The 24,670-nt window shown below is 72.4% G+C and carries 26 protein-coding genes and 1 pseudogene; 19 read left to right on the plus strand and 8 right to left on the minus strand.

What is annotated here, in order from left to right:
• Positions 1 to 57 precede the first annotated feature (57 nt).
• The 4 genes and pseudogenes from IFT90_RS02845 to rlmB all read left to right on the plus strand — a co-directional run bounded on the left by IFT90_RS02845 (position 58) and on the right by rlmB (position 4,436).
• Positions 58 to 540, plus strand: coding sequence for a CarD family transcriptional regulator (locus tag IFT90_RS02845; RefSeq protein ID WP_043597211.1), 483 nt, complete (start codon positions 58 to 60; stop codon positions 538 to 540).
• Positions 530 to 1,846, plus strand: a pseudogene (gene ispD / locus IFT90_RS02850) (2-C-methyl-D-erythritol 4-phosphate cytidylyltransferase); the annotation flags it as partial. The gene IFT90_RS02845 and the pseudogene ispD, both read left to right, overlap by 11 nt.
• A 134-nt stretch (positions 1,847 to 1,980) precedes the next feature.
• Positions 1,981 to 3,399 carry a cysteine--tRNA ligase gene (gene cysS, locus IFT90_RS02855; RefSeq protein WP_192040883.1) on the plus strand — a complete coding sequence of 473 codons (1,419 nt, stop codon included), beginning with the start codon at positions 1,981 to 1,983 and terminating at the stop codon, positions 3,397 to 3,399.
• Positions 3,396 to 4,436 carry a 23S rRNA (guanosine(2251)-2'-O)-methyltransferase RlmB gene (gene rlmB, locus IFT90_RS02860; protein ID WP_123547866.1) on the plus strand — a complete coding sequence of 347 codons (1,041 nt, stop codon included), beginning with the start codon at positions 3,396 to 3,398 and terminating at the stop codon, positions 4,434 to 4,436. Before cysS ends, rlmB begins: the two co-directional genes overlap by 4 nt.
• 118 nt (positions 4,437 to 4,554) lie before the next feature.
• Here the strand turns inward: rlmB and IFT90_RS02865 are convergent, their stop codons facing one another.
• Together IFT90_RS02865 and IFT90_RS02870 are read right to left on the minus strand one after the other, a co-directional pair.
• A complete protein-coding gene (locus IFT90_RS02865; RefSeq protein WP_133738344.1) occupies positions 4,555 to 5,865 on the minus strand; it encodes a DUF4032 domain-containing protein in 1,311 nt (436 codons plus the stop codon).
• A 204-nt stretch (positions 5,866 to 6,069) separates the two neighbouring features.
• On the minus strand, positions 6,070 to 7,170 hold the full coding sequence (locus tag IFT90_RS02870) for an ABC transporter ATP-binding protein (protein WP_123547868.1): 1,101 nt from the start codon (positions 7,168 to 7,170) through the stop codon (positions 6,070 to 6,072).
• Positions 7,171 to 7,446: 276 nt separating this feature from the next.
• Between IFT90_RS02870 and IFT90_RS02875 the strand changes: the two genes are divergently transcribed.
• Positions 7,447 to 8,421, plus strand: coding sequence for a thioredoxin domain-containing protein (locus IFT90_RS02875; protein ID WP_192040884.1), 975 nt, complete (start codon positions 7,447 to 7,449; stop codon positions 8,419 to 8,421).
• Here IFT90_RS02875 and IFT90_RS02880 read toward each other — a convergent pair.
• The gene (locus IFT90_RS02880) at positions 8,418 to 8,969 is read right to left on the minus strand and encodes a metallophosphoesterase (RefSeq protein ID WP_192040885.1); all 552 of its coding nucleotides are present in this window, start codon (positions 8,967 to 8,969) and stop codon (positions 8,418 to 8,420) included. The genes IFT90_RS02875 and IFT90_RS02880 overlap by 4 nt on opposite strands.
• 31 nt (positions 8,970 to 9,000) lie before the next feature.
• On the opposite strand from IFT90_RS02880, the gene IFT90_RS02885 reads away from it, so the two are divergent.
• The 4 genes from IFT90_RS02885 to IFT90_RS02900 all read left to right on the plus strand — a co-directional run bounded on the left by IFT90_RS02885 (position 9,001) and on the right by IFT90_RS02900 (position 13,783).
• Positions 9,001 to 9,810, plus strand: a complete 810-nt coding sequence (locus tag IFT90_RS02885; RefSeq protein ID WP_371740972.1) for a glycosyltransferase family 2 protein — start codon at positions 9,001 to 9,003, stop codon at positions 9,808 to 9,810.
• A gap of 83 nt (positions 9,811 to 9,893) precedes the next feature.
• Positions 9,894 to 11,036: an AI-2E family transporter gene (locus tag IFT90_RS02890; RefSeq protein WP_192040887.1), complete on the plus strand. Its 1,143-nt coding sequence runs from the start codon at positions 9,894 to 9,896 to the stop codon at positions 11,034 to 11,036.
• Between the two features lie 280 nt (positions 11,037 to 11,316).
• Entirely contained in the window at positions 11,317 to 13,263 is a 1,947-nt protein-coding gene (locus IFT90_RS02895; protein WP_197980680.1) for an MDR family MFS transporter, read from the plus strand.
• Positions 13,244 to 13,783 (plus strand): MarR family winged helix-turn-helix transcriptional regulator, encoded by a 540-nt coding sequence (locus IFT90_RS02900; protein WP_192040888.1) that lies wholly within the window; start codon positions 13,244 to 13,246, stop codon positions 13,781 to 13,783. The genes IFT90_RS02895 and IFT90_RS02900 overlap by 20 nt, the downstream gene beginning before the upstream one ends.
• Positions 13,784 to 13,960: 177 nt before the next feature.
• Here IFT90_RS02900 and IFT90_RS02905 read toward each other — a convergent pair whose 3' ends face one another.
• Positions 13,961 to 15,004, minus strand: a complete 1,044-nt coding sequence (locus IFT90_RS02905) for an NAD(P)-dependent alcohol dehydrogenase (protein WP_192040889.1) — start codon at positions 15,002 to 15,004, stop codon at positions 13,961 to 13,963.
• Positions 15,005 to 15,179: 175 nt separating this feature from the next.
• A complete protein-coding gene (locus IFT90_RS02910; RefSeq protein ID WP_371740973.1) occupies positions 15,180 to 16,139 on the minus strand; it encodes an ROK family protein in 960 nt (319 codons plus the stop codon).
• Positions 16,140 to 16,278: 139 nt separating this feature from the next.
• Between IFT90_RS02910 and IFT90_RS02915 the strand changes: the two genes are divergently transcribed.
• Positions 16,279 to 17,169, plus strand: coding sequence for a PfkB family carbohydrate kinase (locus IFT90_RS02915; RefSeq protein WP_192040891.1), 891 nt, complete (start codon positions 16,279 to 16,281; stop codon positions 17,167 to 17,169).
• Positions 17,170 to 17,207: 38 nt separating this feature from the next.
• On the opposite strand, the gene IFT90_RS02920 is transcribed toward IFT90_RS02915, so the two are convergent.
• The 3 genes from IFT90_RS02920 to IFT90_RS02930 form a co-directional block, all read right to left on the minus strand.
• The gene (locus IFT90_RS02920; RefSeq protein WP_192040892.1) at positions 17,208 to 18,209 is read right to left on the minus strand and encodes an NADP-dependent oxidoreductase; all 1,002 of its coding nucleotides are present in this window, start codon (positions 18,207 to 18,209) and stop codon (positions 17,208 to 17,210) included.
• Between the two features lie 135 nt (positions 18,210 to 18,344).
• A complete protein-coding gene (locus tag IFT90_RS02925; RefSeq protein WP_192040893.1) occupies positions 18,345 to 19,241 on the minus strand; it encodes a neutral zinc metallopeptidase in 897 nt (298 codons plus the stop codon).
• 102 nt (positions 19,242 to 19,343) lie between these two features.
• Complete coding sequence (locus IFT90_RS02930) at positions 19,344 to 19,793, minus strand: DUF5997 family protein (RefSeq protein ID WP_123547879.1); 450 nt, start codon at positions 19,791 to 19,793, stop codon at positions 19,344 to 19,346.
• 135 nt (positions 19,794 to 19,928) lie between these two features.
• On the opposite strand from IFT90_RS02930, the gene IFT90_RS02935 reads away from it, so the two are divergent.
• The 9 genes from IFT90_RS02935 (at position 19,929) to IFT90_RS02975 (ending at position 24,661) form a co-directional block, all read left to right on the plus strand.
• Positions 19,929 to 20,699, plus strand: a complete 771-nt coding sequence (locus tag IFT90_RS02935) for a LysR family transcriptional regulator substrate-binding protein (RefSeq protein WP_192040894.1) — start codon at positions 19,929 to 19,931, stop codon at positions 20,697 to 20,699.
• A 48-nt stretch (positions 20,700 to 20,747) separates the two neighbouring features.
• Entirely contained in the window at positions 20,748 to 20,990 is a 243-nt protein-coding gene (locus IFT90_RS02940) for a hypothetical protein (RefSeq protein WP_192040895.1), read from the plus strand.
• 9 nt (positions 20,991 to 20,999) lie between these two features.
• The gene (locus tag IFT90_RS02945; protein WP_192040896.1) at positions 21,000 to 21,347 is read left to right on the plus strand and encodes a hypothetical protein; all 348 of its coding nucleotides are present in this window, start codon (positions 21,000 to 21,002) and stop codon (positions 21,345 to 21,347) included.
• Positions 21,348 to 21,441: 94 nt separating this feature from the next.
• Positions 21,442 to 21,834: a hypothetical protein gene (locus IFT90_RS02950; protein WP_192040897.1), complete on the plus strand. Its 393-nt coding sequence runs from the start codon at positions 21,442 to 21,444 to the stop codon at positions 21,832 to 21,834.
• Between the two features lie 76 nt (positions 21,835 to 21,910).
• Positions 21,911 to 22,234, plus strand: coding sequence for a hypothetical protein (locus IFT90_RS02955; protein ID WP_192040898.1), 324 nt, complete (start codon positions 21,911 to 21,913; stop codon positions 22,232 to 22,234).
• 74 nt (positions 22,235 to 22,308) lie between these two features.
• On the plus strand, positions 22,309 to 22,713 hold the full coding sequence (locus tag IFT90_RS02960; RefSeq protein WP_192040899.1) for an SRPBCC family protein: 405 nt from the start codon (positions 22,309 to 22,311) through the stop codon (positions 22,711 to 22,713).
• A gap of 197 nt (positions 22,714 to 22,910) precedes the next feature.
• Entirely contained in the window at positions 22,911 to 23,675 is a 765-nt protein-coding gene (locus IFT90_RS02965) for an SDR family oxidoreductase (RefSeq protein WP_192040900.1), read from the plus strand.
• Between the two features lie 148 nt (positions 23,676 to 23,823).
• Positions 23,824 to 24,306 carry a YdeI/OmpD-associated family protein gene (locus IFT90_RS02970; RefSeq protein WP_192040901.1) on the plus strand — a complete coding sequence of 161 codons (483 nt, stop codon included), beginning with the start codon at positions 23,824 to 23,826 and terminating at the stop codon, positions 24,304 to 24,306.
• A gap of 148 nt (positions 24,307 to 24,454) precedes the next feature.
• Positions 24,455 to 24,661 (plus strand): DUF2945 domain-containing protein, encoded by a 207-nt coding sequence (locus tag IFT90_RS02975; RefSeq protein WP_123547883.1) that lies wholly within the window; start codon positions 24,455 to 24,457, stop codon positions 24,659 to 24,661.
• The last annotated feature ends 9 nt before the right edge of the window (positions 24,662 to 24,670 follow it).

Genomic DNA, 24,670 nt, shown 5'->3' on the forward strand with positions numbered 1-24,670 from the left:
ATGCCTGGCCGAGGGGTGCGCATGTTATCCTGGGTGCCGCAGAACGGAGCCTGATTCATGCAGTTCGAGGTCGGAGAGACCGTCGTCTACCCCCATCACGGGGCCGCGACCATATCTGAAGTCAAGAAGCGGATCATCAAGGGCGAAGAGAAGCTGTACCTCAAGCTTCGCGTCACCCAGGGTGATCTGACCATCGAAGTACCCGCGGACAACGTCGACCTGGTCGGCGTCCGCGACGTGATCGGCAAAGAAGGGCTCGACCGCGTCTTCGACGTGCTCCGCGCCCCCTTCACCGAAGAGCCCACCAACTGGTCCCGCCGCTACAAGGCGAACCTCGAGAAGCTCGCGTCCGGCGACGTCATCAAGGTGTCCGAGGTCGTCCGCGACCTGTGGCGCCGCGACCAGGATCGCGGGCTGTCCGCCGGCGAGAAGCGCATGCTCGCCAAGGCTCGTCAGATCCTGATCAGCGAGCTCGCGCTCGCCGAGAAGACGGACGAAGAGAAGGCGTCGAGCGTCCTCGACGAGGTTCTTGCCTCCTAGCACCACCGAGGACCGCGCGGTCGGCGCCCCCGGGGTCTCACCCCTCGGCGGCACCGTCCGCGCGGTCGTCGTCGTAGCGGCGGGCAGCGGCACCCGACTTGCCCAGGGCCGCCCCAAGGCCTTCGTCGAGGTCGCGGGCCGCAGCATCCTCGAGCGCTCGCTCGAGGCCGTCTTCGCCTCGTCCGTCCCGACGCACGTCGTCGTCGTCGTGCCCGCCGCGCTCGTCGACGAGGCGACCGTCCTCGTGCGCGACGTCGCCGGCGTCGCCGCCGACCACGTGACCGTCGTCGTCGGCGGCGACAGCCGTCAGGGGTCGGTCGCGGCCGGCCTCGCCGCCGTCGCGCCCGACGTGCGCACGGTGCTCGTGCACGACTGCGCACGCCCCTTCACGCCCACGAGCCAGTTCGACCTCGTCGCCGAGACCGTGGAGGCCACGGGGCACGGCGTCGTCCCCGGGCTGCCGGTCACCGACACGATCAAGAAGGTCTCCGCAGGAGGCGCGGGCCGGGTCGTCGGCACGGTCGACCGTTCCGAGCTGGTCGCCGTCCAGACCCCGCAGGGGTTCCCTCGCACCGAGCTCGACGCCGCGTACGCGTCCGCCGCCGTGGTCGGTGCCGTGACGACCCCCGAGGTCGAGGCTGCCGACGACGTGGCTCCCGTCGTCGAGTTCACCGACGACGCGGCGCTCTTCGCCGCGGCCGGCCACGAGGTCGTCGTCGTCGCGGGCGACCCCGCCGCGTTCAAGATCACCACGAGCTGGGACCTGCGCCGCGCCGAGACGCTGGTCGCGGAGCGCGCCGGCGGATCCGGCGGATCCTCTCCCGCCGACGGCGTCCGTGCCGCCGCGGACCGGCTCCGCACCGGCCTCGGCGTCGACGTGCACGCCTTCGACGCGGACGAGCCGCTGCACCTCGGCCTCCTGCACTTCCCCGACGAGGCCGGCCTCGCCGGCCACAGCGACGGCGACGCCGTCGCGCACGCCGTGGTCGACGCCCTGCTCTCCGCCGCGGGCCTCGGCGACATCGGCTCGGTCTTCGGCACCTCCGACCCGCGCTTCGCCGGGGCGAGCGGCGAGGTCTTCCTCACCGCGGCGCTCGAGCGCCTCACGCACGCGGGCTTCGACGTCGTGAACGTCGCGGTCCAGGTGATCGGCAACCGTCCTCGCATCGGCGCCCGCCGCCTCGAGATGGAGGCGCGCCTCATCGAGGTCGTCGGCGCGCCCGTCAGCGTCTCCGCGACCACCACCGACGGGCTCGGCGCCACCGGCCGCGGCGAGGGCGTGACCGCGATCGCCACCGCGCTGGTGTCGGTGGTCGAGCCTCGGGAGCGGACCGCGCCTCCTCGGGGCACCTCGACGACGGGCACCGGCGACCACCGAGACCAGCCCGACCAGACCGACCGGCCAGACCAGACCGACACCACCGAAACGGACCGATCCGCGTGACCATCCGCCTCTACGACTCGCGCGAGCAGGCGCTCGTCGACTTCGTCCCCCTCGTCCCCGGCAAGGTCGGGCTGTACGTCTGCGGACCGACGGTCCAGTCGTCGCCGCACATCGGCCACCTCCGGAGCGCCCTCGTCTACGACCTGTGGCGCCGGTGGTTCACCTACCGCGGGCTCGACGTGACGCTGGTGCGCAACGTGACCGACGTCGACGACAAGATCCTCGCCCTGTCGAGCGGCACCGACGAGGAGTGGTGGGCGCGCGCGTACCGCTACGAGCTCGAGTTCACGGCCGGGTACCAGGCGCTGGGCGTGCTCGCGCCGACCTACGAGCCGCGCGCGACCGCGAGCGTCACCGAGATGCAGCAGCTCGTCACGACGCTGATCGAGAAGGGCCACGCCTACGTCGCGCCCGACGACTCGGGCGACGTGTACTTCGACACGGCTAGCTGGCCGACCTACGGCGCCCTGACGAACCAGGGCCTCGACGACATGGCGCCGGCCGCCGACGCCGATCCCCGCGGCAAGCGCGACCCGCGCGACTTCGCCCTGTGGAAGGGCGCGAAGGCCGACGAGCCCGCGTCCGCCGCGTGGTCGTCGCCGTGGGGCGACGGACGTCCCGGCTGGCACATCGAGTGCTCGGCCATGTCGCGCCGCTACCTCGGCACCGCCTTCGACATCCACGGCGGCGGTCTCGACCTGCGGTTCCCGCACCACGAGAACGAGCTGGCGCAGTCGACGGCCGCGGGCGACGCCTTCGCCTCCCACTGGCTGCACAACGGCCTCGTCGCGGTCGACGGCCAGAAGATGTCGAAGTCGCTCGGCAACTCGATCTTCGCGAGCGAGTTCCTCGCCGCGGCGCGTCCGGTCGTCGTCCGCTGGTTCCTCAGCTCGGCGCACTACCGCTCGACGATCGACTACCACGACGGCGCGCTGCTCGAGGCCGAGGCGGCCCTCGATCGGATCGAGACGTTCCTCTCCCGTGCCGGCCGCCGCCTCGCCGGCACCCGCTTCGCCGGCGTCGGTGCGCGCGTCGTCCCCGACGACTTCGCCGAGGCGATGGACGACGACCTCAACGTGCCGCAGGCGCTGGCGGTGCTGCACGACGCCGTGCGCACCGGCAACTCCGCGCTCGACGACGGAGACCTCGACGCGGCAGCCCGCGAGTGGCAGCACGTGCAGGCCATGGTCGCGGTGCTCGGCGTCGACCCGCTCGCGCCCGAGTGGCGCGGAGCCGACGAGGGCGACGCGCACCGCGCGCTCGGTACCATCGTCGAGACCCTCCTCGCACAGCGTCAGCAAGCCAGGGCCGCGCGCGACTTCGCGCAGGCCGACCGCGTACGCGAGATGCTGGCGTCCGCCGGCATCACCATCGAAGACACCCCCAGCGGGTCGCATTGGAGCCTCGAACAGTGAAGAACACCAGCGGAGCGAACAAGGGGCGGCCGAGCAGCAGCGCCGTCCGCAAGGGCAGCAAGGGCAAGCAGGTCGGCAGCGGCGGCCAGGGGCGCCAGGCGCTCGAGGGCAAGAAGCCCACACCCGCCGCGGAGGACCGCCCGTACCACCCCGCAGGCAAGGCGAAGGCGGCGCGCGAGCGCCTCGACGCCGCCCGCGGCCGCGCCGGCAACGGCCCGCGCGCCGGGTCGGCCGTGGCCGGCCGGGGCGGGCAGGAGGCGCCGCGTCGACGCCCGAAGACGGCGGACGACAGCGAGATGGTCACCGGCCGCAACTCGGTGCTCGAGGCGCTGCGCACGCGCATCCCCGCCTCGACGCTCTACATCGCCGCGCGCATCGAGATGGACGACCGCACCAAGGAGATCCTCACGCTGGCGACCCGTCGCGGGCTGCCCGTGCTCGAGGTCATGCGCCCCGAGCTCGACCGCCTGACCGGCCCCGACTCCGTGCACCAGGGCGTGGCCCTCAAGGTGCCGCCGTACCAGTACGCACACCCGATCGACCTGCTCGAGGCCTCGGTCAAGCGCCAGCAGACCCCGCTCTTCGTGGCGCTCGACGGCATCACCGACCCCCGCAACCTCGGCGCGATCATCCGCTCCGTGGGCGCGTTCGGCGGCCAGGGCGTCATCATCCCGCAGCGTCGCTCGGTCGGCCTCACCGCCTCCGCCTGGAAGACCTCGGCCGGCGCCGCCGCCCGTGTCCCCGTCGCGATGGCGGCGAACCTCACGCAGACCCTCAAGTCGTTCAAGGAGCAGGGCGTCTTCGTGCTCGGCCTCGACGGCGGCGGCGACGTGATGCTGCCCGGCCTCGAGCTCGCCGACCGCCCGCTCGTCGTCGTCGTCGGCAGCGAGGGCAAGGGCCTCTCGCGCATCGTCGCCGAGACCTGCGACGCGGTGGTGTCGATCCCGATCACGACCGCCGTCGAGTCGCTCAACGCCGGCATGGCCGCGAGCGTGACGCTCTACGAGATCTCGAAGCTGCGCGCCGAGCGCAAGTAGCGCCTCCTTCGCCTCGCCCAGTCGCGAACACCCCGTAGTGGACGAAGCACCCCGTCGATGCGGGGTGTTCCGTCCACTCCGGGGTGTTCGGCGGTCTGGTGCCCGGCGGCCGCGGTCGTCAGACCTTCGCGCGCCAGTCCTCGAGCTCGTCGTCCTCGGCCTCGTCGTCGTCCCCGTCGAGCTCGTCGTCGGGCAGCCGGATCGACTCGGTCGCCGGCGCGATGACGGTCCGCTCGTCGCGGCGGTGGCGCAGCACGTCGTTGATGTACGAGGTCAGCGCCTCGGCGATCGGCACGTCGCGGCCCTCCTGCTGCGACTGGTACCAGCGGTGCTCGAGCAGCTGGTGGAACACCTCGGCGGGCTCGAGCCGGCCGCGCATCTCGCGGGGGATCGACCGCACGACGGGCTCGAAGACACGGGCGGCCCACTCGTGCGCCACCATCTCCTCGTCGGCGTCGATCTGGCCGGTGCGCAGGCGGTAGGCGTCGAGGTCGTTCAGGAGGCGGCGGGCCTGGTTCTCCTCGACGTCGAGTCCCGTGAGGCGCAGCAGACGGCGCGAGTGGTGCCCGGCGTCGACGACCTTGGGCTGGATCCGCACCTGCGTGCCGCCCTCGGTGGTCTTGATCGCCAGCTCCTCGATGTCGAAGCCGAGGTCGTTCAACCGCTCGACGCGGTCGTTGATGCGCCAGCGCTCCGAGCTGTCGAAGGTCTCGCTGCCGGTGAGCTCCGTCCACAGGCTGCGGTACTTGGCGACGATGCCGTTGCTCACGTCGACGGCGTCGAGGTTGTCGTCGAGGCGGCCGCCGGCCTCGAGGTCGAGCAGCTCGCCGGCGATGTTGACGCGCGCGACCTCGAGGTCGTTCTCGCGCTGTCCGTTCGACAGGCCGCCCGGGTAGAGCTTGCCGGTCTCGGCGTCGACGAGGTAGGCCGCGAAGGCCCCGGCGTCGCGACGGAAGAGCGTGTTCGAGAGCGACACGTCGCCCCAGTAGAAGCCGATCACGTGCAGGCGCACGAGCAGCAGGGCGAGCGCGTCGACGAGGCGCGTCGCCGTCTCGGGCCGCAGCGTCTGCGAGTAGAGCGCCCGGTAGGGCAGCGAGAACTTGAGGTGCCGGGTGACGAGCACGGGGTTCAGCAGGCTGCCGTCGACGTCGTGCCGGTTCGTGATGACGGCGAGCGGGTCGACGCAGGGGATGTCCATCCGCTGGAGGGTGCGGAGCATCTCGTACTCGCCGCGGGCCATCTCGCCCGAGGTCTCCTTGATCGCGATGACGTAGCCGCTGAGGTGCGCGAAGCGGACCAGGTGCCGCGAGATGCCCTTCGGCAGGGTCGCGATCGCGTCGTCGGGCCACTCGTCGAGGGGCAGCGCCCAGGGCAGGTCGAGGAGGGCAGGGTCGGCCGTGGCGGACGTGATGTTGAGGGAGTCGCTCATGGTCGCTTTCAGGGGGTGGCGGGACCGGGGGAGTGCGGGCGAAGGAGCCGGCGGTCTGACGGGAGACGGACGCACGGCTGGGGCCAGTGTCGCAGGAGGCGCGGGCCGAGTCACGCAGGAGCTGCGGCAGCGGACAGCCGAACGGCCCGCCGAGGCGTGCGGAGCGCTGCTCCGGACGGTCTCGACGGGCCGATCAGGGTGTCGCTAGGCGCTGACGACGGCCTTGTCGCCGAGGCGCTCGCCGGACTCGGTGTCGAAGACGTGCACGTGGTGCGCCTGGGGCGTGATGTGGATGGTCTCGCCCAGCTTGGGGTGGTTGCGACCGTCGACGCGCACGACGATGTCGACGCGCTGGCCGCTCACCTCGGTGTGGCCGTAGAGGTAGCCGTCCGCACCCAGTTCTTCGACGACGTCGACGGTGACCGCGAGGCCCTCGCCGGCGGTGTTGACGACGACGTCCTCGGGGCGGACGCCGATGGTGACGCTCGTGCCGTTGGCCTGGCCGACGGTGTCGCGGTCGACGGCGGTGACCGCGGTGCCGAACTGGATGCCGCCGGCGACGACGTCGGCGGGCAGCAGGTTCATCGCGGGGGAGCCGATGAAGCCGGCGACGAAGACGTTCTGCGGCTTCTCGTACAGGTCGCGGGGGGTGCCGACCTGCTGGAGGACGCCGTCCTTGAGGACCGCGATGCGGTCGCCCATGGTCAGGGCCTCGGTCTGGTCGTGCGTGACGTAGACCGTGGTGACGCCGAGGCGGCGCTGGAGCGAGGCGATCTGGGTGCGGGTCTGCACGCGCAGCTTGGCGTCGAGGTTCGACAGCGGCTCGTCCATGAGGAACACCTGCGGCTGGCGCACGATGGCGCGGCCCATGGCGACGCGCTGGCGCTGACCACCGGAGAGGGCCTTGGGCTTGCGCGAGAGGTAGGGCTCGAGGTCGAGCAGCTTGGCCGCCTCGAGGACGCGGGTGGCCCGCTCCTCCTTGCCGACGCCGGCGATCTTGAGCGCGAAGCCCATGTTCTCGGCGACGGTCATGTGCGGGTACAGCGCGTAGTTCTGGAACACCATCGCGATGTCCCGGTCCTTCGGGGGCACGTCGGTGACGTTGCGGTCGCCGATGAAGATGTCGCCGCTGTTGACCTCTTCGAGGCCGGCGAGCATGCGCAGGGTGGTGGACTTGCCGCAGCCCGAGGGGCCCACGAGGACGAGGAACTCGCCGTCGGCGACCTCGAGGTCGATCGCGTCGACCGCGGGACGGGTCGAGCCGGGGTAGAGACGGGTTGCCTTGCTGAACGTCACGGACGCCATGATTCATTTCTCCTTCACCGGCAGGTACGTGCCGGACGATCCTTCGTGAACGGATTGGTGATCACCCTGGGTCAGCGGTGACCACTCCGCCCAGCATGCCACAGGAGGTGACTCATCCCCACCTCTCCGGGGGCCACGGAGTCACGATCCGGCCACGGGTTGTTTGGACTTTTCCCAGTCCGCGCTCGTACCATCGACCGGGCCCTCCACCTCCTCGGGCCCGTTCAGCCCCCTACGACGCGACCGCGACCTCGTCGCGCATCGGAGAACCGTTCCATGACTGACATCGGCCCCTCAGGCTCCGAGCCGCTGAGCAAGAACGCGACCAAGAACCAGCGCCGCGCAGCCGCCCGTGAGCGCGCCCAGCTCGCCCGCAAGAAGCAGAAGCGGCGCCAGAAGACGAGCCGCTGGCTGCTGCAGGGCGGCCTCGTCGTCGTGGTGCTCGCCATCGTCGTGGCCGTCGTCGTCGTGATCACCAACAGCATCCGTCCCGCCGGCCCCGGCCCCGCCAACATGGCCAGCGACGGCATCCGCATCGGCCAGGACTTCGTGGCCGAGACGACCCCGGCCCTCGGTGCCGACGACGAGCCCACGGCCACCGAGACGACCGCGTCGTCCGACACCGTCGACATCGTGATCTACCTCGACTACCTGTGCCCGATCTGCGGCGGCTTCGAGCAGGCGAACAACGAGTACATCGCCGGCCTCGTCTCGTCGGGCGCGGCCACGGTCGAGTACCACCCGGTGGCGATCCTCACCAACAGCTCCCTCGGCACGAAGTACTCGAACCGTGCCGCCAACGCGGCGGCGTGCGTCGCGAACTACTCGCCGAACTCGTTCTTCGACTTCAACACGGCGATGTTCGAGAACCAGCCAGAAGAGGGCACGCGGGGTCTCGACGACGCCCGCCTGGCCGAGATCGCGACCGGCGTCGACGGGGTCACGTCGGCGTCGCAGATCACCCAGTGCATCGACGACCAGGAGTTCGCGTCGTGGGTGGGCGCGGCCACCGAGCGCGCGCTCGACGGTCCCCTGCCCAACAGCAACGTCCAGTCGTTCCGCGGCACCCCCACCGTGCTCGTCAACGGCCAGCAGTACGAGTTCAGCCAGCCGTTCACCAACGAGGAGTTCCGCAACTTCGTCGTGACCGCCGCCGGCAACAGCTACGCGGACGCCGCGACCGCGACGCCCACGCCCGCGTCGACCGAGGCACCCGCCGAGGAGGCGCCGGCCGAGACGCCCGCCGGCTAGGTCGTCATGCGGGGGTGCGGCAGCACCCCGTCGAGCGCGTCGGTGCGCAGCGGCAGCTCGTGCAGCGCGACGTCGCGCACCGCGCCGGCGTCGAGCGTGAGCGTGAGGTAGGTGGCCCGCGGCTGGCGCCGACGGTCGGTCGGCGAGCCGGGGTTCAGCAGCCGCAGGCCGGCCGGGGTGGTCGTGTCCCACGGGATGTGGCTGTGGCCGAAGAGGAGCAGGTCGGTCTCGGGGAAGGCGCGGTCCATCCGGGTCTCGCGCCCCTCCTTCTGCCCTGTCTCGTGGACGACGGCGAGGCGGACCCCGTCGATCGTCGTGCGGGCCACCTCCGGCAGGCGGGCGCGCAGGTCGTCGCCGTCGTTGTTGCCCCAGACGGCCACGAGGAGGCGGGCCCTGGCCTCGAGCTCGTCGAGCAGCGGCACGCCGGTCCAGTCGCCCGCGTGGACGACGACGTCCGCCCTCTCGACCGCGCTCCACACGGCCGCGGGCACGGCCTTCGCCTTCTGCGGGACGTGGGTGTCGGACACGACGACGACGGAGGTGCTCATGGCGCCCAGGGTAGGCGGGCAGGATGGGGCCGTGCGTGTCTCCGTCGTGATCCCGGTCCGCGACGACGCACGTCATCTCGAGGTCTGCCTGCGGTCGCTGGCCCGCCAGACCGTGCTGCCCGACGAGGTCGTCGTCGTCGACAACGGCAGCTCGGACGACAGCGTCGCCGTCGCGCTCGCCGCGGGCGCCCGCGTGCTGCACCAGCCCGTCGTCGGCATCGCCGCCGCGGCCTCGACCGGCTACGACGGTGCGCTCGGCGACCTCGTGGGGCGCTGCGACGCCGACAGCGTGCTGCCGCGCACCTGGGTCGCAGAGCTCTCGCGCAGCTTCGCCGAGCACCCCGAGACCGTCGCGGTCAGCACCGGCGCCCGCTTCTACGACGCCCCCGTGGGCCTGCAGCGGATCCTCTCGCTCGGCTACGTCGGGGCTTACCACGTGCTCGTCGGGGCCGGCCTCGCGCACTGGCCGCTCTTCGGCTCGACGATGATGATGCGGCGCTCGGCCTGGGAGGCGGTGCGCGACGAGGTGCACCGCCGCGACGCCGGGCTGCACGACGACATGGACCTCGCGGTGCACCTCGGCGACCTCGTGCTCGGGCAGCCGGGGCGCATCGTGTGGCGCCGCGACGTCGTCACGGCGATCTCGGCCCGCCCGTTCGCGCGTGGCGGCCGACAGTGGCTCCGCAGCACGCGTGCCGTCCGGTCGTTCGCGGTGCACGGACGGGACGGGGTGCCGTTCGTCCGCTGGTGGCGCCGCGACCCGTTCTCGCTGCGCGCGGGGCTGACGGGCGGCGGATCGGGCGGGGCACGCCGGGCGAGATCCGGCCCTCGGGCACGCTGACGCGGTTCGATGGGTGCGGTCGACCGCTGGGGTCGACGACCCGTGCCGCCGAGACCGGCGCACCGAGACGAAGAGGACACCACGTGGCCATATTCCGCAGCCGCGAGGGCGACGCGACGGCCGACGCCGCGCAGGCAGTCGCCACCCAGGCCAACCAGTGGGGCGACCCGTTCGGGCGACTCGCCACGCGCTCGATCCAGATCATCGTCGTCGTGGTGGTCGTCGCAGGCCTCATCTACTCGTTCAAGACCCTGAGCCTCGTCACCATCCCAGTGCTCCTCGCCCTCATCTTCGCGTCGGCCATGCACCCGGTGGTGTCGTGGCTGCGGCACCACCGGGTGCCCTCGCTGCTCGCCACGCTGATCGCCCTCGTCGGCATCCTCGGCGTGCTCGGCCTCGTCGGCTGGCTCGTCGTCTGGGCGGTCGAGAACCAGGCGTCGTCGCTCGTCTCGTCCGCGCAGAAGGGCATCGGCCAGCTGCAGGACTTCATCACGACGCTGCCGTTCTCGATCACCGACGAGCAGGTCGAGAACGTCCGCGACACCGTCGTGAACTTCCTGACGAGCGCCTCCTTCGGCTCGGGCGCCCTCGCCGGCGCGAGTGCCGTCGGCAGCTTCGCCACGGGCCTCGTGCTGATGATCGTGGTGCTGTTCTTCTTCCTCAAGGACGGGCCGGCCATCTGGGAGTTCATGCTCCGTCCGTTCCGCGGCCAGCAGTACGCCCGTGCGCGCCGCATCGGCGACAAGACGGTGTCGACCCTGGGCGGGTACGTGCGCGGCACGGCCACCGTCGCCGCCGTCGACGCGATCGGGATCGGTGTCGGCCTCTGGATCATCGGGGTGCCCCTCGCGCTGCCGCTGGCCGTCGTCGTGTTCCTCACCGCGTTCATCCCGCTCGTCGGAGCGACCGCGGCCGGCATCCTCGCTGCGCTCGTGGCGCTCGTCGCCAACGGGCCGATCGACGCCATCTGGGTCATCGCCGTCGTCGTGCTCGTCAACCAGCTCGAGGGCAACCTGCTGCAGCCCGTGCTGATGGGCCACACGCTGCAGCTGCACGGCCTCGTCATCCTCGTCGCCCTGACCGCGGGCACAGTGCTCGGCGGCATCGTCGGCGCCGTGATCGCCGTGCCGCTGACGGCCGTCGCCTGGGGCATCGTCGGCGTCTGGAAGGGGCCGGACCAGCCGGCGGAGATGTTCCGGCAGAAGAGACCGGAAGAAGTCCGCTAGCTCACCGCTGGTGCGCGCAGGAGGCGCGGTGTCCGTTCGACGGGCACCGCGCCTCCTTCGTGTCCCGGTCCAAAAAAATGTGCGCGATCTGCACGGAAATGGTTGCGGATCGTCAACTGAGGCGTATGGTTGTGGTTCTACAACTACCTGGCCGACGACGTCCGGGCCCCCACATCTCAGAGTCACCACGGAGCCGACCTTGTCGCAGACCACCACCACCGCTGCCGCGGGCGCGGGCACGAAGCCCGCCGCGCCGCACGAGCCGGGCGAAGCGCCCGGCATGAGCCACCGCGAAGTCCTCACGGCCCTGTCGGGCCTGCTGATGGGCATGCTCGTGGCGATCCTCTCGTCGACCGTCGTGTCGACCTCGCTGCCGCGCATCGTCAGCGACCTGAACGGCAGCCAGACCTCGTACACCTGGGTCATCACGGCGACGCTGCTCGCGACCACCGTCAGCACGCCGCTGTGGGGCAAGTTCTCCGACCTCACGAACCGCAAGGTGCTCCTGCAGGTGGCGCTCGTGCTCTTCGTGCTCGCGTCGGTCGCGGCCGGGTTCTCGCAGAACACCGCGACGCTGATCACGTTCCGCGTGTTCCAGGGCCTCGGCGCCGGCGGCCTCACCGCCCTGGTGCAGGTCGTCATGAGCGACATCATCAGCCCGCGTGAGCGCGGCCGGTACATGGGCTATCTCGGCGCCGTGATGAGCGTCGGCACCATCGGCGGCCCGCTGCTCGGCGGCGTCCTGACCGACTCGATCGGCTGGCGGTGGAACTTCTTCGTCGGCGTGCCCGTCGGCGTCGCCGCGCTCATCGTCATCCAGCGCACCCTGCACCTGCCCCCGAAGCCCAAGAAGGCCGTCGTCGTCGACTACTGGGGCGCCGGCCTGATCGCCGGCGGCGTCTCGCTGCTGCTCGTCTGGGTGTCGCTCGGCGGCAAGCAGTTCGAGTGGGCCTCGACCACCAGCTGGCTGATGGGCGTCGGCGCGGCCGTGCTGCTCGCGCTGGCCGTCGTCGTGGAGTTCCGCTCGAAGGAGCCGATCATCCCCCTGACGCTCTTCAAGAACCGCACCTTCACCTTCGCGGTCGTCGCCTCGCTCAGCGTGGGAGTCGCGATGTTCGGCACCAGCGTGTTCCTCGGCCAGTACATGCAGCTGGCCCGCGGCCAGTCGCCCACCATGGCGGGCATCCTGACCCTGCCGATGGTGCTCGGCCTGCTCATCTCGTCGATGGTCGCCGGCGCGCTCATCTCGAAGTACGGCAAGTGGAAGCCCTACATGATCGTCGGCTCGATCCTGCTGGCGGCCGGCCTGTTCCTCATGTCGACCATCGAGTACGACACGAACTTCGCGATCGTCTCCGTCTTCATGGCGATGATGGGCCTCGGCATCGGCATGGTGATGCAGAACCTCGTGCTCGTCGTGCAGAACTCGGTCGACGTCAGCGTCGTGGGCGCCGCCTCCTCGAGCGTCGCGTTCTTCCGCAGCCTCGGCGGCACCATCGGCGTCTCGGTCATGGGCGCCGTGCTCGGCACCAAGGTCTCCGGCTACATCACCGACGGCCTCACCGACGCGGGCGTCGACCCCAGCGCCCTCGGCAGCGGCGGCTCGACGAGCATCCCCGACCTCAGCACCGTTCCCGGCCCGATCCGCACCATCATCGAGTCGGCCTACGGCCAGGGAGTCGCCGACGTGTTCCTCATCGCGGCACCGCTCGCCGTCATCACCATCGTGTTCGTCTGCCTGCTGCCGAACGTCGAGCTCGGCACCAAGACCGGCATCCAGCGGGCTGCCGCGTCGGGTGACGGTGCTGGTGCGGCTGGTTCCGGTGCTGCTGGTGCCGGTGCGGCTGCTGCCGACCCTGACGACGCCTCGGCGGTCGAGAAGGGCGTCGCGGCCACGGCAGGGCTCGCCCCGTCCGTGTCGAGTGCACCCGCCAGCACGACCGACGGCGCCTCGACGCCCGCTCCCACGTCGCCCGTCGACCAGGGCGACGACGAGCCCGTCGTCGACCCTGCGGGCACGGGGAGGGACACGCGCACGGCTCCGGCGGCGGCCGCGGCCGGGCGACGCCACCACTCCCACGCCACGACGGGCACCGGTACCATCGACACCATCATCGCCACCGGTGCCGCCGAGGTGGCAGGCCACCCCGTGTCGGACGACGAACTGGCCGAGAGCCCGGTGTTCTCGTCCCTGGTCGAGGAGAAGGATGTCGCAGCCGACCGATGACGGCACGCCCGCGGGCGCGGTGCTAGACGCACCGCGCCCGGTCGGCGTCACCGCACCGCGGCTGGCCAGCCCGGACGACGACGGCCGCGAGGGCCTGATGGCGAGCGTCGTCGACGAGATCGGCTCGATGATGGTCGAGGCCAAGCGGACGATCGCCGCGGCGGCCTCCCGGTTCGACCCGGACGTGCCGCCCACCGCGTTCTACGTGCTCCGCTACGTCATGAAGCACCAGCCCTGCACCGCTGGCGACATCGTCAAGGCGATGGCCCTCGACAAGAGCGCCGTCAGCCGCCAGGTCGCCCTGCTGCGCGAGGCGGGGTTCGTCGACGTCGTGCCCGACGCCGCCGACGGCCGCGTGATGACGCTCGGCAGCACCGACCGCGCCGAGGCCCGGATGCTGGAGGTGCGGCACGAGAACCGCGCCGTGTTCCGCAGCCACGTGGAGGGCTGGACCGACGACGAGCTCGGCGAGTTCGCCGGCTGGCTGCACCGATTCAACACGCCCGCCGACCCGCGGTAGGCGACCCGCGCCTCCTCGGTGCTGCGTCGTCGACCTGGCCGGCTGGCCGGATCGGCGTTCGCCGTCCCTTTCACGCTGGTTCGGGGTGGTCCGTCGGCGAGCCGAGCCACGCATCCCTGCGCCACAGACGACGAAGGCCCCCTCCCGGTGCGGGAGGGGGCATTCGTCGTGCAGGTGCTAGATCGTGGCCGTGTCGATCACGAAGCGGTAGCGGACCTTGCTGCCGACGACGCGCTCGTAGGCGTCGTCGATGTCGTCGGCGCTGATCGTCTCGATCTCGGCGCCGATGTGGTGCTCGGCGCAGAAGTCGAGCATCTCCTGCGTCTCGGGGATGCCCCCGATGTTCGAGCCGGCGAGGCTGCGACGGCCGCCGATGAGCGAGCCGGCGCCGAACGACTGCGGGTTCTCGGGCAGGCCGACGAACACCATCGTGCCGTTGAGGCGGAGGGTGCGGGCGTAGGCGTCGATGTCCATGTCGGCCGAGATCGTGTTGATGATCAGGTCGAACGAGCTGCGCAGCTGCTTGAAGGTCTCAGGGTCGCTCGACGCGTAGTAGTGGTCGGCGCCGAGCTTGAGGCCGTCCTCCTGCTTGGACAGCGTCTGGCTGATGACGGTGACCTCGGCGCCCATGGCGTGCGCGATCTTGACGGCCATGTGGCCGAGGCCGCCCATGCCGACGACGGCGACCTTCTTGCCGGGGCCGGCACCCCAGTGCTTCAGGGGGGAGTAGGTCGTGATGCCGGCGCAGAGCAGCGGCGCGGCCTCGTCGAGCGCGATGCCCTCGGGGATCGACAGCACGTAGTTCTCGTCGGCGACGATCTGCTTGGCGTAGCCGCCGTAGGTCTCTTCGCCCGAGTACTGGCGGCCGTTGTAGGTGGGCACGTTGCCCTTGACGCAGAACTGCTGCTCGCCCGCGATGCAGTTCTCGCACTCGCGGCAGCTGTCGACGAAGCAGCCGATGCCGACGCGGTCGCCGACCTTGTGCTTGCTCACGTCGGAGCCGACCTGGGTGACGACGCCGGCGATCTCGTGGCCGGGGACCATCGGGAAGATGGCCTTGCCCCACTCTTCGCGGGCCTGGTGGATGTCGCTGTGGCAGACGCCGGCGAAGGCGATGTCGATCTGGACGTCGTTCGGGCCGACGTCGCGCAGCTGGATGGTCGAGCGCTCGAAGGGCGCGCCGGCCGAGGGGGTCTGGATGACGGGGACGGTGGTGGGCATGGAGATACCTCCGTGTGGTGGCGGGTCGTGCGCACCCGGGTGCGGGCGCGCGGGATCCCGACGTCGTCGTGGGGATGCGTCCAGCCTAGGCACGGCCGCCGACACCGGCTCCTGACGGGAACCGTTCTCACACAGCCTTCGTCCGGACTCGGACGGAGCCGCAGGAGGCGCGGGCTCAGCCGAGCAGGTCGGCCTGCCAGACGAGGGCGGCGGCCCCGACGAGCGGGCTCTCGTCGCTGAGGCCGGAGCGGACGACGCGGACGCGACGGGCGTAGCCGTTGACGGGCGCCTCCTCGACGGTGGCCCTGACCAGGTCGAGGTAGTCGTCGCTCACACGAGAGAAGCCCCCGCCGATCGCGGCGACGTCGAGGTCGAGCAGCGTCGTCACGGACGAGATGGCCTCGCCGACGGCGTTCGCCGAGCGGCGCACGGCCGCGACGGCGATCTCGTCGCCGGCGACGTACCCGGCGGCGAGGTCCTCGCCTCGCTCGCCCTGCCAGCCCTGCTGCTGCGCCCAGCGCACGACGTTGGGGCCCGAGGCGATGACCTCGAGGGTGGCGGCCCAGGCGTTCTCGCCGGCGGGGCGGTCGGCGATCTGGATCTGGCCGATGTGGCCGGCGTTGCCGGTGCCGCCCGAGAGGAGGCGGCCGTTCACGATGAGCCCGCCTCCGACGCCCGTCGAGACGGTGATGGCGACGGCGTTGTCGACGCCCTGCGTGGCGCCGACCCAGTGCTCGGCGAGGGCGAGGCTCACGCCGTCGAGGCGGAGGGTCACGGGGAGGTCGGCGGTGTCGGCGTCGGGCCTGTCGCTGGCCTCGGCCAACAGCTCGAGGACGAGCGCGCGCAGCGGGAAGCCGCGCCAGGACGGAAGGTTGATCGGCGAGACCGTGCCCTCGACGAGGTCGACCGGGCCCGCGCTGCCGATGCCGGCGCCGACGAGGACGTCGTCGTCGCCGAGCGCCGCGAGCGCGTGGCGGACGACGTCGCGGACGGCGTCGGCCAGCTGGTCGCTCGTCGAGTCGTGGCCGGTGGGGCGGCGGTCGCGGCTGCCGAGGGAGAGGACGCCGTCGGCCGCGACGAGCGCGGCCTCGACCTTGGTGCCGCCGACGTCGACGGCCAGAGCGTAGTCAGTCACCGCGCCAGCGTAGTGCGGCGCCCGGTCCGGGCGGGCGAGGGGCGAGGGCCGCACGACGGGAGCCCGGTGCGGCGACGGGGCTCGCCCGTCCGGTGCGCCGGCGGCCTGCGCCCGCCCGAGCCGCCCGTAGGGTGTCGACATGGACCAGTCTGCACGCCGCGTCGTCGTCATCGGCGACGCCCTCATCGATGAGCTGCGCACCCCCTCCGGATCGGACGACCACGTCGGCGGCGCCGGCCTCAACGTCGCCGTCGGGCTCGCCCGGCTCGGCGTCGCCACCACGCTGCTCGCCTCGGTCGGCGACGACGCCGACGGGGCGTCGATCCGCTCGTACCTGGCCGAGCACGGCGTCGAGCTCGTCGCCACGACCAACCCTCTCGGCACCGGCCGCGCGGTGAGCGAGCGCGTCGACGGCGAGCCGACCTACGCCTTCAGCGACGCGGCCGTCGCCCGCGGCCTCGACTTCGGCGAGGCCCAGCTCGCCGCGATCGCGGCCGCGCCGCTCGTGGCCGTCAGCTCGTACCCGTTCGACGACGCCCCGCTGACCGAGCGGCTGCTCGCCGCCGTGGGCGCGGAGCCGCGGCGGCTCGTCGTCGACCCGAACCCGCGCCCCGGGTTCCTGCGCGACCCCGAGGCATTCGCGACCGGCTTCGCCCGCGCCGCCGCCTCCTCCTTGCTGGTCAAGATCGGCGAGGACGACGCGGCGCTGGTCGCCGGCGGCACGCTCGACGAGTGGCAGGAAGCGCTGCTCGCGGCGGGCGCCGGGGGAGTGCTCGCGACGCGCGGCTCCGACGGGGCCAGCCTGACGCTCGCCGGGCACGCGCCGCTGCGGCAGGGCATCGCGTCGTTGGACGGCGACGTCGTCGACACGATGGGCGCGGGCGACGCGACGTTCGCCTCCGTGGTGGCGTCGTCGCTCGCGCGGTCGGCGGGCCCGGGGAGCGTCGACTGGGAGGCGGCGCTCACGGACGCGATGCGGGTCGCGGCCGCGACCGTGCGCGCGCCCGGCGCACTCCTCCGCCGCCCCTAGCTCNCCAGGACTGACCACTCGACGGTGGTGAGCCGGTCCTAGCCGCGCTGCTCGGCGAGCGTGCGGGCCTTCGCCGACAGGTACCAGTGCGAGCGGGCGCCGGTCTCGACGGGCTGCATGCCGACGACGACCTTGCCACGGGAGTGGTGCTCGGCGAGGTCCTCGTAGGCCTGCGCGATGTTGTCGAACGGGTAGAAGCCCGAGATCAGCACCCGCACCTTGTTGTCGGCGATCAGCTTCGCGAGCGCCGCCAGGATCATCGACGGCTCGGTGTCGCCGCGCTCGGCGGTGATGAACCGGATCTCGACGTCGAGGCGGTGCTCGCTCGAGCTGAAGCGCGACTCGGGCACGCCGAGCGCGGTGCTGAGCGCCGGGTTGTCACCGCCGAAGTTGTCGATGAACGCCGTGACCGGGCGGCCCGCGGCCTTCTCGATGCGCTCCTGCAGGCCCTCGCCGTAGTCGACGGGGGTGACGCCGATCTGGCGCAGGTAGTCGTGGTTGCCGGGGCTGCAGGTGCCGATCACCTTGGCTCCGGCGGCCAGCGCGAGCTGGCACTCGATGTGGCCGACGCCGCCCGCCGCGGCCGTGATGACGACGACGTCGCCCTCGCCGAGGTGCAGCGAGCGGACGATGTCGTACGCGGTGGCGCCGGCGAGGTAGAGCCCGCCCGCGACCTCCCACGAGACGCTGCTCGGCTTGCGGACGACCGCGGTCGCCGGGACGGTGATCCACGTGGCGTGGGCGCCGCCACCGACGGCGTGGCCGATCACCTCGGCGCCGACCGCGAGGTCGCGCACCGCCGAGCCGCGCTTCTTGACGATGCCCGCGAAGCACGAGCCCTGGTGGGCCGGGAACGTCTGCGGGAGGCGGTCCTGGAAGTCGCCCGCGCGGGTGAAGTTCTCGATGTGGTTCAGCCCGGCGCACACGACCTCGACGACGACCTCGTCGTCGGCCGGGACCGGAAGCTGCTGCGCGACGAAGTGCAGCTCGTCGATCTCCCCGTACCGGTCGTACTCCACTGCTCTGCCTGTCTTGTCCATGGCGTGCCTCCTCGCGACGTGAGCCGAGTCTGCTCCTGCGGAGGCGCGGCGGGTCGGGAACGGGCTGGGAGTTCTGCCTGCGCTCGCGGGACGGCCTGGGGCAGCACCGGTGCCACCGAGCGGCGCTCGGTCCGGCTAGAGCTCGCTCGTCGGCACGCTGAAGGTGTCGCAGGCCGTGGGGCCGCCGGCGCGACCGGCCTCGAACCACTTGGTGCGCTGAGCGGCGGAGCCGTGGGTCCAGGTGTCGGGGTCCACCCGGCCGCCCGACGCCTCCTGGATCCGGTCGTCTCCGACCGCGGCGGCGGCGTCGAGCGCGTCGGCGACCTGCTCGCGCGTCACGGGCTCGAGGAACGTCTCGCCGTACTCGTTCTGGATCGTCGTCGCGGAGCCCACCCAGGCGCCGGCGTAGCAGTCGGCCTGCACCTCGAGGCGGATCGTGTCGGAGCCGGGGCCCGTCTGGCTGCGGTCGGCGCGGTCGAAGGCGCCGCTGAGCTGCTGCACGTGGTGGCCCCACTCGTGCCCGACGACGTACATCTGGGCGAGGGGCCCGGCCGAGGCGCCGAACTGCTCGCGCAGCTGGTCGAAGAAGTCGGTGTCGACGTACAGCGCGCGGTCGGGCGGGCAGTAGAAGGGTCCGGTGGCGCTGGTGGCGCCCCCGCAGCCCGTGTCGACGGAGGAGGTGAAGAGGAAGAACTCGGGCCTCGCGTAGCCCTGGATGCCCACCTCGGGAGCGGCGGAGGCCCAGTAGGTGTCGAGCGAGTCGGCGGCCCCCGCCATGCGGCAGTCGATGCTCGCGTTCGCGTCGGCGCCCGTGGAGCAGCCCTCGAGCGATTCGCCCTCGATCTGCTGTGCCGGGCCGACCTGCGCACCGCCGACGAGTCCGGAGAGGTCGACGCCGGTGAACTGGCTGATCAGCGCGACGACGATGACGCCGACGATGCCGACCCCGCCCGCGGCGATGCCGGTCGTGCGGCCGCGGCCCGCGCGCTTGACCTTGCTGCTGTCGATGCGGGTGTCGTCGTTGAAGGACATGGAGCAGACGTTACTGCCCCGGCGAGACCAGGGACCGGAGGGGAGGGGAGGGTGCGGCCCGGACCGGGGTCGGGGCCGGGCCGGGCAGGGGGCCGCAGGCCGTCAAAGGCCGCGGCGCTCCTGCTCGGCCTGCTCGGCGGCCTCGCGCTCGGCGCGCAGCACGGCACGGCCGGCGTCGCGCTCCTTGACGCGCAGCTCTTCGTCGCGCACCTCGGCGAGGTTGGCGCGCTCGGTGACCAGCCACTGCGGCATCTCCTCGAGGAGGGCGTGGATCTGGTCGGTGGTGAGCGCGTCGTCGACGCCGGCACGGGCGAGGCCCGAGATCGTGACGCCGAGCTTCTGCGCGACGACCGGGCGCGGGTGCGGGCCGGTGCGACGCAGCTCGGCGAGCCACTCGGGCGGGTTCGCGGTCAGCTCGGCGAACTCCTCGCGGGTGACGGGGCTGGCCTGGAACGACTCGGGGGTCGCCGGCAGGTGCACCCCGAGCTTCTTCGCGGCCGTGAAGGGCTTGAGGGTCTGCGGGCTCTTGCCGCTGGGGGTCTCCGAGGTCATCCCGCAAGGGTACCGCCCGGGCGGACCGGAGCCGGGGCCGCCGCCCACGCCTGTGGACGGGCGACAGGGGCGCCTGACACGGGAGGAGGCACGGGCCAGGGCCGGGGGACGGAGGCCGCCCGGTAGCCTGGCGCGATGACGACCGAGCCGAGCCGCGCCTCCTTCCGCATCGGCTTCGTGCCCGGCGTGACCCTCTCGAAGTGGTCTCGGCTCTGGGAGGAGCGGCGCGACGACCTGCCCCTCGACGTCGTCGAGGTGACGGGCGACGCGACCGAGGTGCTCGACGTGCTCCGCGGCGACGACCGCGTCGACATGGTGCTGGCCCGGCTGCCGCTGGCGCTCGGCGACGACTTCTCGTCCATCGCGCTCTACGAGGAGCGCGCCGTCGTCTGCTTCGGCAAGGAGCACCCGCTGGCCGCCGCGGGCAAGGACGACGAGCTCTCGCTGGCCGACCTCTCCGGCGAGGTACGGCACGATCTCGACCCGGCCCTCGACGAGGCGCAGGCGATCGAGGTGGTCGCGACCGGCTCCGGCGTCGCCGTGATGCCGCAGTCGCTCGCCCGGCTGCACGGACGCTCGGGCGTGACGCACCGGTTCCTCTCCGACGTGCCGCCGACGACGATCGCGCTCGTCTGGCCGATCGGCGAGCTCGACGACGACATCGACGACTTCATCGGGGTCGTCCGCGGACGCACCCGCAACAGCAGCCGGTCGAGGAGGCGCGACGACGACGCCCAGGAGGCGCCCGCCGCCAAGGCCAAGGGTCCCGGCAAGGGCGGCGCCGCGGGCGGCAAGGGCGCGGCCGGCGGTCGCGGCTCGGGGCCCGGCCAGAAGAAGACGCCGCCCGGCGGTCGCGGCGGGCCGCAGCGCGGCACCGGCCGCAGCCGCCCGCGCCGCGGCCGCTGACCCGCGCCTCCTGCTGGCTGGCCCGGCCCGCCTGGCATGCTGACGCACATGAGCGAGAGCACCGACGGCGAGAAGCCGGTCCCGAGGCGGTTCCGACGCTTGAGGTTCAACCCCCTGCGCGACGTCCTGCCCTGTGTGGCGGTCGTGGTCGGGTCGTTCCTCGTCGTCCGGGCGGCGATCGGGCGCAGCCCCGGCGACGACATCGTGTGGCTGGTCATGGGGCTCGTACTGACCACCCTCGGGATCGTGGTCTTCTTCGTCAACCGTTGGCAGGCGCGGCGCGGGCATTAGGGTCGCAGCGTGTGGAGATGGCGTGTGTCGGGTGTCTTCCTCGTCGTCCTCGGAGCGGTCGTCCTCGTCGTCGGCCTGTGGGCCACGGACCAGTGGCTGTCGGGTGCTCCGAGCGACGGGGGCCGGGGGCATCCCCTGCTCGTCGTCCTCTCGGGGGCGACCTTCATGGTGGTCGGCATCGGCCTCTTCTCGACGCCGGGGCGCGAATGGCCCCCCCCGACCAGGGGCGACGAGATCATGGACCGTGCGCGCCGTGCCCACGAGGAGGCGCACCGGGACGCCGCCCGCCGCGCTCGCCGAGCTGCGTGGCGTTCCCGGTTGCCCCGCTGGCTCTCTCGGCGGGCCTCCGGTGAGTAGGAGGCGTCGCTCGCCGAGGCGGACCGCCCGCATCACCTGGGGCCAGACGTGGCGAGCCGGCCTGTTCGGAGGTGCCCTCACCGGCGCCCTCGCGATGACGTGCTCCCTCGTGGGCCAGGGCCTGCCGCAGTCGGCTCCGGGCGAACCGGCGAGCACGGCTCTCTGGAGCCTGGCCTTCCTCGTGGCCGCGGCGGCCGTGGTCGGCCTCCCTCTCGGCGTCGTCGTGGCGGCGTGCGCCTGGGGCATCGCGAGGGTGGGTGCGCGGCGGGGCTCTCCGGGCGAGGTCCACGTCGTCGTGTTGCTCTCCGCCACGGTCCTCCTGACCGTGGGAGTGGCGGTCGGACTGGCGGGGTGGTCCCGGGCTGATCCGACGGACGGCCTCGGGCTCGTCGTCGGAGGCTCCCTCGGGGGGCTCGTCACCGTGCTGCTCCTGCTGCGGGTCGTCCGGACCCGTGAGCAGCCGGCCGACAGCGCCGGCTCCGGCTGAGGCGTCGAGCCCGTCCGCAGGCCTCCCGGCCGTCCGACGCGCTCGCCGAGCCTGTGCCCTGGTGCATGATCGTCGGATGAGGGAGAGGACCCGCCGCCACCGGCTGACCGTCGCGGCGGTCCTGGCCGTCCTCACCGCGGTCGACCCGTACGGTCTCGAGCCCGGCACGCCGGAGGGGCCTCCGGCAGACGAGTACGAGCCGGAGGCCCTCGACCTGGCCCGTGTGCTCCTCGCAGAGGGGGCCGTGACCGTGCGTGACGTCGAGGACGTCTGGGCGCACTGGTTCTCGGAGTCCCTCGTGCTCAGGCTCGGAGTCGACCGGATGGCCCGGCTGGTCGACGAGCTCAACGCGCTCGTCCCCGCGGCAGGGGCGAGTGGCTTGCCACTTTGCGGGGCCTGACGGGGCCCAGAAGCCCGCGAAGGGGCAACCCGAGCGTCGTGGCGGTGCGGCAGGCCCGCTGGTACCGTCCCCGCATGACCTGGCCCGCCGTGCACGTCTCCCGTCCGATCGAGCACGACGTCGCCGCCGTGTCGCGGGTCGCGGGCGACCCGGCTCAGCTGCCGTCGTGGGCGGCCGGCCTCAGCAGCGGCGTCCGGCAGGAGGGCGGGCGGTGGCTCGCCGACTCGCCGATGGGCGTCGTCGAGGTGGCGTTCACCGGGCCCGTCGAGCTCGGCGTGCTCGACCACGACGTCACGCTGCCCGACGGCACCGTCGTGCACAACCCCCTCCGCGTGCTGGCCAACGACCAGGGCAGCGAAGTGGTCTTCACCCTCTTCAGGCGGGCGGGCACCTCCGACGCCGACTTCACCGCCGACGTCGAGGCCGTCGGGCGCGACCTCGACCGGCTCGCCGCCCTGCTCGACGACCTCGCTCCGTGACCTCGTGCGACGAGCTCGCTCGCTGACCTCGCTCGACGAGCCGGGCGACTGGCCCCTTTCTGCTGCCTCACGCGGAATGAGGCAGCAGGAAGGGGCAACTCGATAGTCGATCGGAGCGAGGCGAGGGCGAGGGCGAGCGCGAGGTCGAAGGAGAACGTGAACGTCACGCGAGGCGGCCAGCCCCTTACGCTGGCTGCATGTCGATGAAGACCTGCCTCCTGACCGGCGCCGGACGGCGCGAGAGCATCGGGCGGGCCATCGCCCGTGACCTCGCCGCCGACGGCTGGGACCTCGCCCTCGCTACCTGGGACCCGTACGACGACTCGATGAGCTGGGGAGCCAGGCCGGGCGACCTCTCCGAGCTGGTCGCCGAGATCGAGGGCCTCGGGCGGCGAGTCCGCGTCTACCAGGCCGACCTCTCCGACGCGGCGACCCCCGCCCGTCTCCTCGCGCAGGTGAACGCCGACCTCGGGCCCGTCTCCGGCCTCGTCCTGTCGCACTCGCAGGGCGTGGACTCGTCGATCCTCGACACCTCCGTCGAGTCCTTCGACCGGCACTTCGCCGTGAACACCCGCGCCGCCTGGCTGAGCATCAAGGCGCTCGCCGAGCAGCTGCCTCCCCTCGACGAGCTGCCCGACGGCGCCCGCGTCGTGGCGCTCACGAGCGACCACACCGTCCACAACCTGCCCTACGGCGCGAGCAAGGGCGCCCTCGACCGCATCGTGATCGCCGCTGCCCGCGAGTTGGCCCACGTCGGCATCTCGTCGAACGCCGTCAACCCGGGACCGGTCGACACCGGCTGGATGGACGACGACACCCGCCGCACGCTGACCGCGATGCAGCCGACGGGCCGCCTCGGCACCCCCGAGGACGTCTCGCGCACCGTCCGGTTCCTGATGTCGCCCGAGGGCCGCTGGGTCACCGGCCAGCTGATCACGACCGACGGCGGCATCTCCGTCTGACGAGGAGGCACGGGCCGGGACGAGGAGGCGCGGTCACGGTCGAGGAGGCGCGGTCACGGTCGAGGAGCCGCGGCCGCGGTCCCGCAGGCGCCGCCCTCCTCGTCTGTGCCCCTTCCCCGCATACGCGCGAGCGCCCTACCCTCTGCCCATGACCGACTCCGTGCCTCCTGTCACCTTCCCCACCGTCGTGTTCGAGGCCCGCCCGGGCGTCACCGGACTCGTGGTGCCGCCCGACGAGCTCGCGGTGCTCGGCGCCGGGAAGCGCCCGGCCGTCGTCGTGACGGTGCACGGCACCGGCGACGCCCCCACCGAGCCCTACACGTACCGCAACACGGTGGGCAGCATGGGCGGCCAGCTCCTCCTGTCGCTCAGCGCCGAGCACCGTCGGGCGTCCGGGCTGGTCGGCGGCCAGCAGGTGGAGGTGACGCTGGCGCTCGACACGGAGCCCCGGGTGGTCGAGGTGCCCGCCGTGCTCGCCGAGGCGTGGGCCGGGGACGACGCCCTCCGCGCTTCCTTCGAGGCCCTGTCGCCCAGCAGGCAGAAGGCCCTGACGCTGCCGATCGCCGACGCGAGGACGGACGCGACCCGCGAGCGGCGAGTGGCTGCCGCGCTCGACGCGCTGCGCGGCTGACGCAGCCAGCCACGCAGGCTGACGCAGCCAGCCACGCAGGCTCACGCAGCCGGACCGACCCTGCCGCCCGCCCTGCCTGTGCCCCGCCCGAGAAGGCCCGAGGAGGCGCGGGTACCGTCCAGCGCATCCGACAGCCTGAGGAGGCACGATGACGTTCAGCAAGGGCGACCACGTGACGTGGAACACGCCGCAGGGCGAGACCCACGGCACCGTGGTGGACAAGCGCGTGAAGGAGTTCCAGTTCGACGGCCAGACCTTCAAGGCCTCGGGCGACGAGCCGTACTTCATCGTGAAGAGCGACAAGACCGACGCGGAGGCGGCTCACAAGGAGTCGGCCCTCTCGAAGAAGAAGTAGGGGACAGCA

This window comes from Frigoribacterium sp. CFBP 8766 (assembly GCF_014841435.1).
Lineage (GTDB): Bacteria > Actinomycetota > Actinomycetes > Actinomycetales > Microbacteriaceae > Frigoribacterium.

Bases quoted from the DNA above. Each gene is read 5' to 3' on its own strand.
- IFT90_RS02895 (WP_197980680.1), top strand. From the start codon at position 11,317: ATGAGCCACCGCGAAGTCCTCACGGCCCTGTCGGGCCTGCTGATGGGC.
- IFT90_RS02920 (WP_192040892.1), bottom strand. From the start codon at position 18,209: ATGGACAAGACAGGCAGAGCAGTGGAGTACGACCGGTACGGGGAGATC.
- IFT90_RS02925 (WP_192040893.1), bottom strand. From the start codon at position 19,241: ATGTCCTTCAACGACGACACCCGCATCGACAGCAGCAAGGTCAAGCGC.
- IFT90_RS02950 (WP_192040897.1), top strand. From the start codon at position 21,442: ATGACGTGCTCCCTCGTGGGCCAGGGCCTGCCGCAGTCGGCTCCGGGC.
- IFT90_RS02875 (WP_192040884.1), top strand. From the start codon at position 7,447: ATGACTGACATCGGCCCCTCAGGCTCCGAGCCGCTGAGCAAGAACGCG.
- IFT90_RS02965 (WP_192040900.1), top strand. From the start codon at position 22,911: ATGTCGATGAAGACCTGCCTCCTGACCGGCGCCGGACGGCGCGAGAGC.
- IFT90_RS02940 (WP_192040895.1), top strand. From the start codon at position 20,748: ATGAGCGAGAGCACCGACGGCGAGAAGCCGGTCCCGAGGCGGTTCCGA.
- IFT90_RS02935 (WP_192040894.1), top strand. From the start codon at position 19,929: ATGACGACCGAGCCGAGCCGCGCCTCCTTCCGCATCGGCTTCGTGCCC.
- IFT90_RS02845 (WP_043597211.1), top strand. From the start codon at position 58: ATGCAGTTCGAGGTCGGAGAGACCGTCGTCTACCCCCATCACGGGGCC.
- IFT90_RS02870 (WP_123547868.1), bottom strand. From the start codon at position 7,170: ATGGCGTCCGTGACGTTCAGCAAGGCAACCCGTCTCTACCCCGGCTCG.
- IFT90_RS02930 (WP_123547879.1), bottom strand. From the start codon at position 19,793: ATGACCTCGGAGACCCCCAGCGGCAAGAGCCCGCAGACCCTCAAGCCC.
- IFT90_RS02970 (WP_192040901.1), top strand. From the start codon at position 23,824: ATGACCGACTCCGTGCCTCCTGTCACCTTCCCCACCGTCGTGTTCGAG.
- IFT90_RS02880 (WP_192040885.1), bottom strand. From the start codon at position 8,969: ATGAGCACCTCCGTCGTCGTCGTGTCCGACACCCACGTCCCGCAGAAG.
- IFT90_RS02960 (WP_192040899.1), top strand. From the start codon at position 22,309: ATGACCTGGCCCGCCGTGCACGTCTCCCGTCCGATCGAGCACGACGTC.
- IFT90_RS02955 (WP_192040898.1), top strand. From the start codon at position 21,911: ATGAGGGAGAGGACCCGCCGCCACCGGCTGACCGTCGCGGCGGTCCTG.
- IFT90_RS02975 (WP_123547883.1), top strand. From the start codon at position 24,455: ATGACGTTCAGCAAGGGCGACCACGTGACGTGGAACACGCCGCAGGGC.
- IFT90_RS02900 (WP_192040888.1), top strand. From the start codon at position 13,244: ATGTCGCAGCCGACCGATGACGGCACGCCCGCGGGCGCGGTGCTAGAC.
- IFT90_RS02905 (WP_192040889.1), bottom strand. From the start codon at position 15,004: ATGCCCACCACCGTCCCCGTCATCCAGACCCCCTCGGCCGGCGCGCCC.
- IFT90_RS02915 (WP_192040891.1), top strand. From the start codon at position 16,279: ATGGACCAGTCTGCACGCCGCGTCGTCGTCATCGGCGACGCCCTCATC.
- IFT90_RS02865 (WP_133738344.1), bottom strand. From the start codon at position 5,865: ATGAGCGACTCCCTCAACATCACGTCCGCCACGGCCGACCCTGCCCTC.